This window comes from Actinomyces sp. MRS3W, assembly GCF_032465695.1.
Classification (GTDB): Bacteria; Actinomycetota; Actinomycetes; order Actinomycetales; family Actinomycetaceae; genus Actinomyces.
On the sequence record NZ_JAWDJJ010000334.1, the window covers coordinates 1 to 12,849 of the forward strand.

The 12,849-nt window shown below is 69.8% G+C and carries 13 protein-coding genes and 1 pseudogene; 9 read left to right on the forward strand and 5 right to left on the reverse strand.

Annotated elements, in window-relative coordinates:
- From RWX45_RS12685 to RWX45_RS12695, 3 genes and pseudogenes are all read right to left on the reverse strand, one after another.
- Positions 1–214, reverse strand: a pseudogene (locus RWX45_RS12685) (3-phosphoshikimate 1-carboxyvinyltransferase); the annotation flags it as partial.
- Complete coding sequence (locus RWX45_RS12690) at positions 211–2,424, reverse strand: NADP-dependent isocitrate dehydrogenase (RefSeq protein ID WP_316024092.1); 2,214 nt, start codon at positions 2,422–2,424, stop codon at positions 211–213. The gene RWX45_RS12690 and the pseudogene RWX45_RS12685, both read right to left, overlap by 4 nt.
- Before the next feature lie 241 nt (positions 2,425–2,665).
- Positions 2,666–3,175 carry a DoxX family membrane protein gene (locus RWX45_RS12695; protein WP_316024082.1) on the reverse strand — a complete coding sequence of 170 codons (510 nt, stop codon included), beginning with the start codon at positions 3,173–3,175 and terminating at the stop codon, positions 2,666–2,668.
- Between the two features lie 234 nt (positions 3,176–3,409).
- Between RWX45_RS12695 and RWX45_RS12700 the strand changes: the two genes are divergently transcribed.
- The 3 genes from RWX45_RS12700 (at position 3,410) to RWX45_RS13500 (ending at position 4,721) form a co-directional block, all read left to right on the forward strand.
- Positions 3,410–4,090, forward strand: a complete 681-nt coding sequence (locus RWX45_RS12700) for a sigma-70 family RNA polymerase sigma factor (RefSeq protein WP_316024093.1) — start codon at positions 3,410–3,412, stop codon at positions 4,088–4,090.
- A complete protein-coding gene (gene rsrA, locus RWX45_RS12705) occupies positions 4,090–4,437 on the forward strand; it encodes a mycothiol system anti-sigma-R factor (protein WP_316024083.1) in 348 nt (115 codons plus the stop codon). The genes RWX45_RS12700 and rsrA overlap by 1 nt, the downstream gene beginning before the upstream one ends.
- Positions 4,438–4,646: 209 nt before the next feature.
- Positions 4,647–4,721, forward strand: coding sequence for a 50S ribosomal protein bL37 (locus RWX45_RS13500; protein WP_395994430.1), 75 nt, complete (start codon positions 4,647–4,649; stop codon positions 4,719–4,721).
- A 94-nt stretch (positions 4,722–4,815) separates the two neighbouring features.
- Here the strand turns inward: RWX45_RS13500 and RWX45_RS12710 are convergent, their stop codons facing one another.
- Positions 4,816–5,223 (reverse strand): DUF4342 domain-containing protein, encoded by a 408-nt coding sequence (locus RWX45_RS12710; protein ID WP_316024084.1) that lies wholly within the window; start codon positions 5,221–5,223, stop codon positions 4,816–4,818.
- Positions 5,224–5,398: 175 nt separating this feature from the next.
- On the opposite strand from RWX45_RS12710, the gene RWX45_RS12715 reads away from it, so the two are divergent.
- The gene (locus RWX45_RS12715; RefSeq protein WP_316024085.1) at positions 5,399–6,409 is read left to right on the forward strand and encodes a LysR family transcriptional regulator; all 1,011 of its coding nucleotides are present in this window, start codon (positions 5,399–5,401) and stop codon (positions 6,407–6,409) included.
- Between the two features lie 658 nt (positions 6,410–7,067).
- Positions 7,068–7,352, forward strand: coding sequence for a hypothetical protein (locus RWX45_RS12720; protein WP_316024086.1), 285 nt, complete (start codon positions 7,068–7,070; stop codon positions 7,350–7,352).
- Between the two features lie 104 nt (positions 7,353–7,456).
- Here RWX45_RS12720 and RWX45_RS12725 read toward each other — a convergent pair whose 3' ends face one another.
- A complete protein-coding gene (locus tag RWX45_RS12725) occupies positions 7,457–8,047 on the reverse strand; it encodes a GDSL-type esterase/lipase family protein (protein WP_316024087.1) in 591 nt (196 codons plus the stop codon).
- Positions 8,048–8,322: 275 nt separating this feature from the next.
- On the opposite strand from RWX45_RS12725, the gene RWX45_RS12730 reads away from it, so the two are divergent.
- From RWX45_RS12730 to RWX45_RS12745, 4 genes are all read left to right on the forward strand, one after another.
- Positions 8,323–9,687, forward strand: coding sequence for a hemolysin family protein (locus RWX45_RS12730; protein WP_316024088.1), 1,365 nt, complete (start codon positions 8,323–8,325; stop codon positions 9,685–9,687).
- Positions 9,684–10,802, forward strand: coding sequence for a hemolysin family protein (locus RWX45_RS12735; RefSeq protein ID WP_316024089.1), 1,119 nt, complete (start codon positions 9,684–9,686; stop codon positions 10,800–10,802). The genes RWX45_RS12730 and RWX45_RS12735 overlap by 4 nt, the downstream gene beginning before the upstream one ends.
- 96 nt (positions 10,803–10,898) lie before the next feature.
- A complete protein-coding gene (locus RWX45_RS12740; RefSeq protein WP_316024090.1) occupies positions 10,899–11,912 on the forward strand; it encodes a M23 family metallopeptidase in 1,014 nt (337 codons plus the stop codon).
- A gap of 39 nt (positions 11,913–11,951) precedes the next feature.
- Entirely contained in the window at positions 11,952–12,695 is a 744-nt protein-coding gene (locus RWX45_RS12745; protein WP_316024091.1) for a glycerophosphodiester phosphodiesterase, read from the forward strand.
- Positions 12,696–12,849 lie beyond the last annotated feature (154 nt).

The following is a 12,849-nucleotide window of genomic DNA, read 5'->3' on the forward strand; positions in this document are numbered from 1 at the left end:
GCGCGGGGACGATCTCCAGCGCGGCGTCGGCCCAGTCCACCCGTGCCCCGAGTGCGGTCAGGGCGGCGGCCATAAGCTCGGTGTCGCGCGAGCGCAGCGCTCCGTGCAGCCTCGTCGGGGAGTCGGCGACCGCGGCCACAACCAGCGCCCGGGCCGCTGGACGCCGTCGTTGCCCTGCCGGGGCGGACCAGGCGGGGAGGCTGGCTGCGTTCACAGCGCGTCGACGACGGCGTTGAGCGCGGCGCTGGGGCGCATGACGGCGTCGGCCAGGGCATCGTCGGGCAGGTAGTAGCCGCCCAGGTCGACCGGGTGACCCTGCACGGCCACCAGCTCGGCCTGCACGGTGTCATTGACCTCGCCCAGACGCTCCGCCACCGGGGCGAAGTGGGCCGCCAGCTCGGCGTCGGCGGTTTGTGCCGCCAGTTCGCGCGCCCAGTACAGGGCGAGCCAGGCGTGAGAGCCGCGGTTGTCGATGCCGCCCAGTCGGCGGGCGGGGGAGCGCTCCTCCTCCAGCAGCGTGGTGGTGGCCGCGTCCAGGGCGTCGGCGAGCACGGTGGCCCGCGCGTTATTGCTCACCTGCGCCACATGCCGCAGCGCCTCCGCCAGGGCCAGGAACTCACCCAGGGAGTCCCAGCGCAGGTAGTCCTCCTCAAGCAGCTGGCGCACGTGCTTGGGGGCGGAGCCGCCCGCACCGGTCTCATACAGGCCGCCGCCGTTCATCAGCGGCACCACCGAGAGCATCTTGGCGCTCGTGCCCACCTCGAGGATGGGGAACAGGTCGGTGTTGTAGTCGCGCAGCACGTTCCCGGTCACCGAGATCGTGTCCTCGCCGCGGCGGGCACGCTCCAGGGACAGGCGAGTGGCCGCCACCGGATCGAGGATGCGGATGTCCAGGCCATCGGTGTCCTCATCGGCCAGGTAGCGCTCCACCAGGGCGGCAATGGTGCGGTCGTGGGCGCGCTCGGGATCCAGCCAGAACACGGCCGGCGCCCCGGTGGCGCGCGCCCGGACCACGGCCAGGTGCACCCAGTCGCGCACGGGCGCGTCCTGGGTCTGGCAGCCGCGCCAGATGTCCCCGGCCGCGACGGCGTGGGACAGCAGCACCGTGCCGACGGGGAGGCCGATGCCCGCGGTGACGACCACCTCGACGGTGCCGTCGGCGGGGATGAGGAAGGTCTTGTCGTGGCTGCCGTACTCCTCGGCCTTGCGGGCCATGAGCCCCACATTCGGCACCGAGCCCATGGTGCGCGGGTCCAGGGCGCCATGCGCCTTGCAATCCTCGATGACGGCCTGGTAGACGCCGGCGTAGGAGGAGTCGGGGATGACGGCGAGGGTGTCGTCCTGACCGCCGTCGGCGTCCCACAGCTTGCCGCCCGCCCGGATCATGGCGGGCATGGAGGCGTCGATGATGACGTCGGAAGGCACATGCAGGTTGGTGATGCCGCGGGTGGAGTCCACCATGTTCAAACGCGGGCCGCGCGCGAGGTCCGCGTCGATGCAGGCGCGGATCTGCTCCGCCTCGGGCAGGGCGTCCAGGCCCGCCAGGATCGAGGCCAGCCCGTCCTCGGCGCGCAGGCCCGCCGCGGCCAGAGCGTCGCCGTGGCCGGCGAAGGTGGTCGGCAGGCAGGCCCGCACCACATGCCCGAAGATGAGCGGGTCGGAGACCTTCATCATGGTGGCCTTGAGGTGCACCGACAGCAGCACGTCGTCGGCCTTGGCGGCGGCGGCCGCCCCCGTGAGGAATTCATCCAGGGCGCGGGCGGACATGAAGGTGCCGTCGAGTACCTCCCCGGTGGTGACCGCGAGCTCCTCGCGCAGCACCACGGGTTCGCCGCCGTCGGCGGGAACCAGGCGGATCTGCACCGTGCCGGCCTCGGGAGTCACCACGGTGCGCTCGTTGTGGCGGAAGTCGCCGTCCTCCATGGTGGCCACGCGGGTCTTGGAATCGGGGCTCCACGCGCCCATCGAGTGGGGGTGGGTACGGACGTAGGCCTTGACGGCCTTGGGGGCGCGCCGATCGGAGTTGCCCTCACGCAGCACCGGGTTGACGGCGCTGCCCTTGACGGCGTCGTAGGTGGCGCGGACCTCGCGCTCGGCGTCGGTGGCCGGCTCGTCGGGGTAGTCCGGCAGCTCGTAGCCCTTGCCGCGCAGCTCGGCGATGGCCGCCTTGAGCTGGGGCAGGGAGGCGGAGACGTTGGGAAGCTTGACGATGGTGGCGGTGGGCTCCCGGGTGAGGGCACCAAGCCGGGCGAGGTCGTCGTCGGCCAGGCCGAAGGCCGCCAGGATACGGCCGGCGAGCGAGATGTCCGCCGTGCCCACGCGCACGTCGGCGGCGCGGGTGAAGCCCTTGATGATCGGCAACAGGGAACGGGTCGCCAGCCGGGGTGCCTCGTCGGTGAGCGTGTAAATGATGTCGTCGGTCATGACGGGGGCGGTGGGGCGGGCGTTCTGGTCGGTCACCGGTTGTCTTCCTTCGTGTTTCCTACAAGCGCGGGTGCGGTCCCCGGCTGGTCCCGGCGCTGCCGGGCGGGGTCTTTCCGGCTACGAGCGTAGCGCGGGCTCCCGCCCGGCACTCGGTTACAGCCCGGAGGCCGGGCGCCGGACGCCTGTCGAGCCGGGAACGCCTCCCGAGCGGGAAGCCGACGGGGGCTGAGCTGGTTCGGGTTCAGGCGGACGGGGCGGGCTCGTATTCGGACCGTACCTGCGCCACGGCGGCCTCCAGGGCTGCCCGCTGCTCCCTGCGGTTCTTCCGCTGCCAGGCCAGGGATGGGCGCCCCTCGCGGTCTACGGCGGACAGTGCCAGGCCCGCCCCGACGGCGACGGACCGCATCAGTTCGGACAGCGCCTGCTTGCGCTCGTCCTGGCCCTTGACGGCCCACACCGGGTGGTTGACCAGGGCGAGTGGGATGTTGAGTGCGGCCAGCACGGCCGCACAGCTGCGCGGTGCTCGGCCGGTCGCGAGCCCCAGGCCGGCCAGAACGCTGACGGCACCGGTGAGGCGGGTGAGCAGCTCGGCATCGGAGTGCAGCACCGGGGGCAGCCCCGCCTTCTCCAACACCGGCTGTACCTTCTCGAACTTCTCCGCATGCCGCTTGGGCCGGGCGAGGGCGTCAACGCCGTCGACGACGAAGGGCGCGGCGAGCGCGGGGCGGGCGAAGGTGCGCAATAGGTCCATGGCACCATCCTCGCGCACGGCGCCGCCTACTGCCAGTACTTCAGGCGCTCGGGAATGAGATGGCGGATCGTGCCGTTAAACCCGGCGATGATTGCTTCCTCCACTCTCACCGCGGACGCGACGCTCGGCATGGTCGCGGAGACTGCCCCGGGTGCCGCTCCGGCCCTGAGCCTGCCCGCATCGGGTGTGGGACTGCGCCGCACTGCCGGTTACGGCAGGCTAGGCTCGTGGACGATGACGGACACAGACAAGCACAGCCCGGCGGATTCCCGCGGCGCAGCCCAGACACCTGCGGATGCGGTCGATCCCGACGAGCTTGACCGGGCCCCGGCCGATGAGTCGGCCGAGGAGCGCGCGGCTCGCTTCGAGGCCGACGCCCTGCCCTACCTCGACCAGCTCTACGGTGCCGCCCTGCGCATGACCCGCAATCCGGCCGACGCCGAGGACCTCGTCCAGGACACCTACGCCAGGGCCTTCGGCGCCTTTCACCAGTACCGGCCCGGCACTAACCTCAAGGCCTGGCTGTATCGGATCCTGACCAACACCTTCATCAACACCTACCGCAAGAAGCAGCGCGAGCCGCTGCAGTCCGACGCCGACGCGGTGGAGGACTGGCAGCTGCATCGGGCTGCCTCCCACGACTCCGTGGGGCTCCCCAGTGCCGAGAACCTGGCCCTGGATGAGCTGCCCGATGAGGAGATTAAGGCCGCTTTGGGGGAACTGAGCGAGGAGCGCCGCCTGGCCGTCTACCTGGCCGACGTTGAGGGCTTCTCCTACAAGGAGATCGCCGACATCATGAACACCCCTATCGGCACCGTCATGTCGCGTCTGCACCGCGGGCGGCGGCAGCTGCGTGAACTACTTGCCGACCACGCCCGCCAGCTGGGCTACACGAGCGACGAGGAGAAGAACTAATGGGCAACCTTGACCAGACCGAACCCTGCTCCTGCTCTGAGGCCCGCGCCCACCTGGAGCGCTTCCTCGACCACGAGTGCGACCAGGACCTTGAGGCCCGCCTGGCTGAGCACGTCGCCTCCTGCGAGCACTGCTCCCGCCAGGCCGACGCCGAGCGGCACCTGCGTGAGCTCGTCCGCTCCCGCTGCGCCGAGCAGGCCCCGGCGGGGCTGCGCGCCCGAGTCCTGGGCTACCTGTCGACCGCCCGCATCACCTCCACGACGACGGTGAGTACTTCGACCACTCGGGTCGGGACCACGGTGGTGCGCACCGAGCGCATTGAGCAGCACATCGAGCGGAGCATTTAGCAGTGCTTTCAACGCGGCCGGCATTCTGGCCCGCGAGATGAGCGGCGGCGTCGGCGCCCCGGCTGCGGGCGCGCGCTCGCAGCCTGTGTCTGCCTTCACCATCGTAATCACGCGGTCGGCTGGCCGCGCCCCCGACCAGTGTGGGAAGATACCGGGCGTTCCGTGCCCCTCGGGGCGGATTCGGACCATCACCATATGAGGAGGCACCCATGAGCAAGCGCGGTCGTAAGCGTCGTGCACGCGCCAAGAACAGCGCCAACCACGGCAAGCGCCCCAACGCCTGAGCCGGGTTGCGTTCGCACCCACGACTGAAAACGGCGGTCGGTCACTTCGGTGATCGGCCGCCGTTGTTCTGCGCCGTGCCCGCGCTACGTGTGCTCAGTCGAGTTCCTCGGTAGAGCCGTCCCTGCGTTCAACCTCTACGGTGCAGTCGAAGCCGTAGGCGGCGATGGCGGCCACAACGACTGCCACGGGAGCGGTGACTACTCCCACAATGCCGCCGATGAGGCCCACGTTGAGGGGGACGGAGACCAGCAGCTCACCGTCGCGCTTGACGACGACCTTGCGTGCGTTGCCGTCTTTGATGATCTTGGTCAGCCGTTCCTTGAGATCGTCGAGCTTGGTCGATTCCGTGTCGGGCTGTGCGTCCGGCGGGAAGTTGGCCTGCAAGGCGGCAATGGCCGCCTCGGCGTTGCCATCGGCGTCAATGAGAGCCTGCTTTGCCTGGGTATACGTCGCGCCGGTGGCCTCGATCACCTGGTCAAGGGCTTCCGCGGTGTAGTTCATGTGCGGTTCCTTTCTCGGTTCGCTCCCTGACGGTGCCCGCCCTTGGGACACCGTTCCAGGAGCTGCGCAGTACCAGCATAGGGAGCGATGGTGAGATTCCGCTGGGCGTCGTCCCGTCACGAGTGAGCTGAGGACTGAGTGCGTCAGGGCCCCACGCGCAATTACGATGCAGGCAATGGCTCACATGAATGACCGTCTCAGCGCCGAGGGACTGCGGCATGCCAGCGTGGTGCGCCGCGAGGGCTCCTTCAGCGGCGCGGCCCGGGTGCTAGGGCTGTCGCAGCCCGCCCTATCTCACTCGGTCGCCAGGCTGGAGGCCGCGCTGGGGGAGAAGCTCTTCACTCGTTCCACGCGCGGTACCGGCTTGACGCCCGCCGGCCGGGAGCTGCTGCCGCTCATTGACGACGCCGTCGCCGCCCTGGATGCCGTCGGCGCCGCCGCCCAGCGTCGTCGAGAATCCACGGTTCCGACGCTGCGTGTTGGTGTGTCCCCACTCATTTCGCCGGCTCTCGTCGCGCGGGTTCGTGCCGCCGCGACCAAGCTTGGCGATGCTCGGGACGACGGCCCCGGCGACCTCATCCTGCGTGAGGCCGACCTCACGGATCTGCGGCGGCTGGTGGATGCGGGCGAGCTCGATCTGGCTCTGGTGCCCGCGGTGCTCCCGGCCGACCGGTACCGGCACCGGCTTATCACCTTTGAGCCGGTTGTGCTCGTGGAGGCCTCCGCCACCCCGGCCGCGAAACCGGCAACGGATAGCAGCCTCGCGGCCGCACCGGCCGGTAGCGCGGACTGCGCCCGGGTGCGCGAGCTCACCGACGTCGACCTCATCCTCGTGCCGGACACCTGCGGCTTGACGACGTTCACCCGCGGACTATTCGCGGACCGTGGCCTGGCCATGCGGACTTTCGCCGGTGAGGCCGCCAGTTACCACGTCTTAGAGGAATGGGCGCGAATGGGAGTCGGGTCGGCGATCCTGCCTTTGTCCCGGCTCTCCGATCCGCAAGCGCCTCACCGTACGCTGATGGATGAGCAGGGGCGCGCCGTGACGATTTCCTACGAGGCGATCTGGGATCCCGCCTCGGCGGCGGCTCCGCGCTTGACGAAGCTCGTCGACCTGCTCGTCGCCGACGCACCCCGCCCCTCTTCACCGAGACCGGCACTAATGACGTGCCGAAACCGGCACTAATAACGTACCGAAACCGGTTGAAGTTGCTGAGGGTCAGCTAAGTCTTGGGAAAGCCGGGGTTAGTCTCGCAGCGCGGTGGCGATGCCCGCGAGAGTCACGGCGCTCCGACTGCCTCAGTCGGGCGACGCCCGGCAGTCCGGCAATATCCGCGAGGGCCAGGGCCTTCCTCACAGATGTCGACACGTTCCTGACCTACAGCGGCGCAAGCACATACGGGTTGGCCAGCCCAGGAGCGAGCGAGACATCCAGGGTATCCAGGACGTCTCCGACGCCACGCGTAGGGTCCGCCACTGGCGTCATGAACACGTGTTTGCCTCAAAGACACGAGTTTTGGAGCTTTGCACGGACCCAACACCCGCATATCTCTAAAACTCGTGTACATGACGCAAAGTCGTGTGCGTGACGCCAAGCTCGCGTGCGTGGTGGTAACCCTGCGCGTCGTCGTCGAGCTCGACCAACACGCAACCGCTCGCATCCCCGGGCCGCCCACAGTAGGGACTCCGCCCGCGGCGCCACCCGCTTAGCCATGACACGAGGTTATGGCCGTATGAGCAAGGATCGTCTACCGGCTGCGTCGCCCGCTGTCTAGCGTTGTTGTCGGCGGGGCGCGGCGGTGCCGCACAGTCCCGTGTTCAGCGAGAGATACGAAGGAACCACCATGGCCGCTTACCTCCAGATCACCATGACCGTTGACGCCGCGGACCGCGCTGCCGGTGCCAAGGTCTACTCCGACTACAAGCAGGAGTTCCTCGACACCATTCCCGGCGCCGTCTCCAAGGAGCTCCTGGTCCGCGACGAGGACGTTCAGGTCCTCCACGGGTTCGAGACCGCCGAGCAGGCACAGGCGTACCTGAGCAGCGAACTGTTCACCACGAAGGTTGTCCCCGGCCTCAAGCCCCTGTTCAAGGCCGACCCCGACATCCGCGTCTACAGCGTCGCCTGAGCCGCCGGACGTACCCGCCGGGCCGGAGCTGTCGCACCTCGAAGCACCCGGTCGGCTAACTCGGCCACCACGATCCGCCCGCTACGGCCTGCCCGCCTCGCTCCTCACCGCGGCTTGGGAACTCCGAGCCACTCATACCAGCCGCGGTGCAGCACCAGCCAGGCGAGTAGGCCGTAGCCGGCTTGGCCCGGATTCCGTCCGCCCTCGGAGGCGACGTCGGTGAGCCACTGATCGTGGTTGCGCAACGGTTCGAAAGTCTCCACATACGGGATTCCCCGCCGCTGGCACACCTCACCGACGGCACGCGACAGGGCAGCGGTGCCGTCGGGGTCCGCGCCCGGCAGCGGCGGCGGCCCCACCACGAAGCAGGATCGGTGCTCGCTGGTGGCGGCATCCAGCACGTTGGCGACGGCCAGACGGGAACGAGCGTGCGAGACGCCGGCGACGACGTCGGCCACTCCCAAACCGATGACCAGGCGGTTGATGCCGGTGGGCGTGGAGCGCCGGGCCACCTCACCCTGCCACCGCTCGGCGAGCCGCGCCGTCGTCTCACCCGGGACGGCCAGCGTGTTCCACATGACGCCGAGCTCACGGGGCGTGCGCGCCATGACCCGGCCGGTCCATCCCAGGGCACGGGCGTCCCCATAGCCGGAGATCAACTCATCGCCGATGAAGCACAGATTCACATCATCCATGGCTACCCGGTCCGCTCCTTCATTGCCGTGACTGTTCGGTACTCGACTTCGCCGCGCACGTTCCCGGTCCGGCCGGGAACGCCCGGAACCATCCTGCCATCGCCGCATCGGACCGCCGCGCACCAGGCGCACACGCGCGGGGGCATGTCGAGGTGATAGCGTGCCGCTACTATGCGACGACATGCTCGCCGGGTGCGCCAACGCCCCGCCCGATCCGGATCCGATTCCGACCACCCTCATCCTGAGCCCCAGCCAACATTCGGCGGAGGCCGCCGGTGAAGGAATGGCTCATGATCGCGGTCGGCGTTGTGCTGACCGCCGGCACCGCATTATTCGTGGCCGGGGAGTTCTCGCTGGTGGCCCTGGACCCCTCCACGGTTGAGACCCGCGCCGTTGCCGGCGATCGCGGCGCCGCCCGGGTCCGTCGGGCCCTCGGGCGCCTGTCCACCCTCCTATCGGGTGCACAAGTTGGCATCACCTTGACCACCATCCTGCTGGGCTACACCATGCAGGCGGCTCTGGCCACCCTCCTGACCAATCTCATGTCCACCTGGCTGGCGCAGTCCGTGGCCGCCGGGGTGGCCGCCGCCGCGGCCCTCATCATCGTCAACGCCTTCTCCATGGTGGTTGGCGAACTCATCCCCAAGAACGCCACCCTGTCCGACCCGCTGCTGGCCGCCCGCACCGTGGCCCCCTTCCTCATGGGTTTCTCCACAGCGCTCAAGCCCGTGATCGCAGTGCTCAACGGCACCGCCAACCGGGTGCTGCGACGCATGGGAATCGAACCCGCCGAGGAAATCAGCGGCACCCGCTCGGCCTCCGAGCTTGCCGCGCTGGTGCGTCACAGCGCCGAGGAGGGCGTCCTCGACCTCTCGACCGCTGCCCTGCTGACCCGTTCGATCGGCGTGGGTGAGCTGACCGCCGTTGACGTGATGACCGACCGCGGCCGCCTGCACACCCTCACCGAGCAAGACACCGCCGACCGCGTTGTCGCCCTGGCGCGCGCCACCGGCCACTCCCGCTTCCCCGTCATTGGTGACGACAGCGACGACGTGCTCGGCATTGTGCACCTGCGCCGGGCCATCGCCGTCCCCTATGAGCGGCGCGCCGAGGTGCCCGTGACGTCTTCCTCCCTCATGACCTCCGCGCGGCGAGTTCCGGAGACCATGCCGCTGGCCTCTTTGCTGGTGGAGCTGCGCGACACCGGCAGTCAGATGGCACTGGTTGTGGACGAGTACGGGGGAACCGCCGGCGTGGTCACCCTGGAGGACGCCGTTGAGGAGATCGTCGGTGACGTCGCCGATGAGCACGACCGCCGCCGCTCCGGTGCCCACGCGGACTCCGCAGGGGACTGGCTGGTGCCCGGATGGCTGCGCCCCGATGAACTCGCCGCCCGCGCCGGCGTGCGCGTGCCCGACGACGGCCCGTATGAGACCCTGGCCGGCCTGGTCATGACCGAGCTCGGGCGCATCCCCGACATCGGCGATGAGGTCGCCACCCCCCAGGCGGTGCTGCGCGTGGAAGCAATGGAGGGACGCCGCATCACCCGCCTGCGCGTTCACCCGCTGACCGACCCGCGGCGGCAGACCACGGGGCCGACCCTCCCCGACGCAGCCGGAGGAGAGGAGCCGACCCGATGAGCACGTGGCTCGCCCTGCTGGCGACCGTGGCCCTGCTGGCCGGCAACGCCTTCTTCGTTGGCGCCGAGTTCGCCGTCACCTCCTCGCGCCGCGCCCGACTCGAACCGCTCGCGGAGGCCGGTGACCGGCGCGCCGCCACCGCCCTGTGGGCGCTCCAGCACGTCTCTCGCATGCTCGCCACCGCCCAGCTCGGCGTGACCGTCTGCTCCACCGGACTGGGCGTCGTCGCCGAACCCGCCATCGCCCACCTCATCGCACCGCTGCTGGAGCGCGTCGGCGTAGGTGCGGCCGGAGCCCACGCCATTGCCGTGGTTCTCGCCCTGGTCATCGTGGTGTACGCGCACGTGGTGGTTGGGGAAATGGTGCCCAAGAACATGTCCATCTCCGCCCCCGAAACCGCCGCCCGTTGGATCGTGCCGTCGCTGGTACGCCTCTCCCGGCTGCTGGGGCCGGTCATCACCGCCCTCAACGGCTTCGCCAACGGCGTCCTGCACCTGTGCGGCGTTGAGACGAAGGAGGAGGTCTCGGCCACCTACAACGTTGCCGAGGTCGCCTCCATCGTCGAGCGCTCCACCGCCGAGGGAGTGCTCGAGGACGACACCGGCCTGCTGTCCGGTGCCCTGGAGTTCTCCGAGGAGACCGCGGGCAGTGTCATGGTGCCGGTCGACTCCCTGGTCACCCTCCCGACAGGATGCACCCCGGAGGACCTCGAACACGCCGTCGCCTCCACCGGCTACTCCCGCTTCCCGGTCGTAGCGGCCGCCGACTCGGCCCCCGAGGAAACCGCGGTCAACACCGACGCATCCGCCAGCACACCGAGCGCGGGCATTGTCGGCTACCTCCACCTCAAGGATGTGCTGTACGCCGAGGGACACGAACGCAGTCAGCCCGTGCCCGAGTGGCGGGTGCGGGCGCTCGTTCCCGTGCACGCCGACGACGAGGTCGAGGACGTGCTGGCCGCCATGCAGCGCTCCGGCGCGCACCTGGGCCGTGTGGAGGATGCGGCCGGACATACGCTCGGCGTCGTCTTCTTGGAGGACATCCTGGAGGAACTCGTCGGTGAGGTGCACGACGCCATGCAGCGTGAGGAGTACCAACGGCGCGATCGCGGCTGATGTGACCGTCGTCCTGGTACGGACACATCACGGTTCGTTACAGTGCGACAGGTCGCCTGCAACGGCGGCCGGGAGCACTACCTCTGGAGGCAACGCGTGGCCGAACAGCCCATGACACGGCGCCAGCGTCGTGACGCGGAGCGCGCCGCCGAACGCAAACGGGCGGCAGAAGCCGAACTATCCGCCGCCGATGATCCGGCGGCCTGTACCTCCCCCCTCCCTGCCCGCGCATCGCAGCCGAGCGCGACGTCGGCACCATCACACGAGAGCACCTATCCGATCATGGTCCAGCGGCGCAGCCGTATGGGAACGGTCGGGCGTGCCAGCGTGCTTGCGGTTCTTGCGCTCGTCACCGTCGTGGCGCCGCTCCAGTCGAATGTCCTGGCCGGCCCGCAGGCGGCCGCGGCGCTGGGAGGCGGCGTGAGCGCCGCCGCACCGACCGGAACCGCCACCACGACAGACCCCTCCTCCTCGGTGGCCGCCGCGGTGCTCGGCTCCGACGCCGACGTTGACGCCGACACCGACTCCGACCTGTCCAATGTGCCCGACGCGGCCACCTTGGCGCGTATCCGGGAGGCCTACGAGAACGCCTCCGCCACCTGCGCCGCCCAGACCACCGGAGCCTCCGGCGACACCGCCGCCTTCACCACAACGCCAGAGCTTTTCTCTCCCATGGTGCCGGGAACCTACACGGTCTCCTCCGCCTACGGCTACCGCCTGCACCCCACCCTGGGCTACATGAAGCTGCACGCCGGCCAGGACTACGCCGCTTCGGTCGGTACGCCCATCTACGCGGTGGCCGCCGGCACCGTGGTCACCGCGGGCATGGTGGACGGCACTGGAACCGTCACGATTGAACATGAAATCGACGGCGAGACCTGGTACACCAGCTACCTGCACATGTACGAGGACGGCATCTACGTCTCCGAAGGCGACGTGGTGCAGGCGGGCCAGCTCATCGCCGGTGTCGGCTCAACCGGCCGATCTACCGGTGCCCACCTCCACTTCGAGGTACGCACCGCCAACGACGTCGAGGACTCCAGCACCGTGGACCCGGAGAAATGGTTGGCGGAGCACGGCGCCGTCGAGCTCACGACCGACTGCTCCTGAGCCCGAACCGTCGCTGACCGCAGGACTGGAGACTCGACCATGACTCCCACCCGCCGCTGCGCCGTCGTCGCCCACCGGGGCGGGGGCGGTGAGGCGCCCGAGAACACGTGGAGCGCCGTCGAACACGTGGCGGCCCTCGGCCTGAGCTGGATGGAGACCGACCTGCGCTCCACCGCCGACGGTGTGGTCGTCCTGTCCCACGATGCCGACCTGACCAGTCGCGCCGGTGACCCGCGACGCATCGTCGAGCTGACCTGGGAGGAGCTGGCCGGGCTCGACGCCGGTGATGGGCGCCCCTTCGTCCGCCTGGACGAGGTGCTCGCCGCCCACCCGGGAATCCGCTTCAACATTGACCTCAAGGACTCCGCCGTGGTCCAGCCCGCCCTGCAGGTGGTGCGCGAGGCCGACGCGCTGGGGCGGGTACGCTTCGCCTCCTTCTCCGCGCGTCGCCTGGCGGTGCTGCGACGCCAGGAGCCGCGGGCCACCACCTCCCTGGGAGTGAGCGACGTTGCCGGGCTCATGCTGCTCAGCGAGGCGGCCGTGCCGGTGCCGCATACGCGCTGGTCCTGGGCCAACGGGCGAGTTGACGCCGCCCAGGTGCCCCTGGACTTCCACGGGGTGCCGGTGGTGACGCCGCGCTTCATCGCCCAGGCGCACGGCGCCGGGCTGGAGGTGCATGTGTGGACCGTTGACGATCCGGCGCAGATGCGCCGTCTGGCCGCCATGCACGTGGACGCCATCATCACCGACCGTCCCGCGCTGGCGCTGGAGGCGCTCGGCTGAGCAGCGGCTGATCGCTCGGCCGCTGCTCGCGGGCCAGGGCAGAAATGGTGGCGCGCGTGCAAGTACGGGGCCAGAATCAGGCCATGACTGCCGCCACGCCGCCCTCCCCGCACGTCGCCTCCACCCCGATCGCAGTCCCTACCGGTGAGACGGG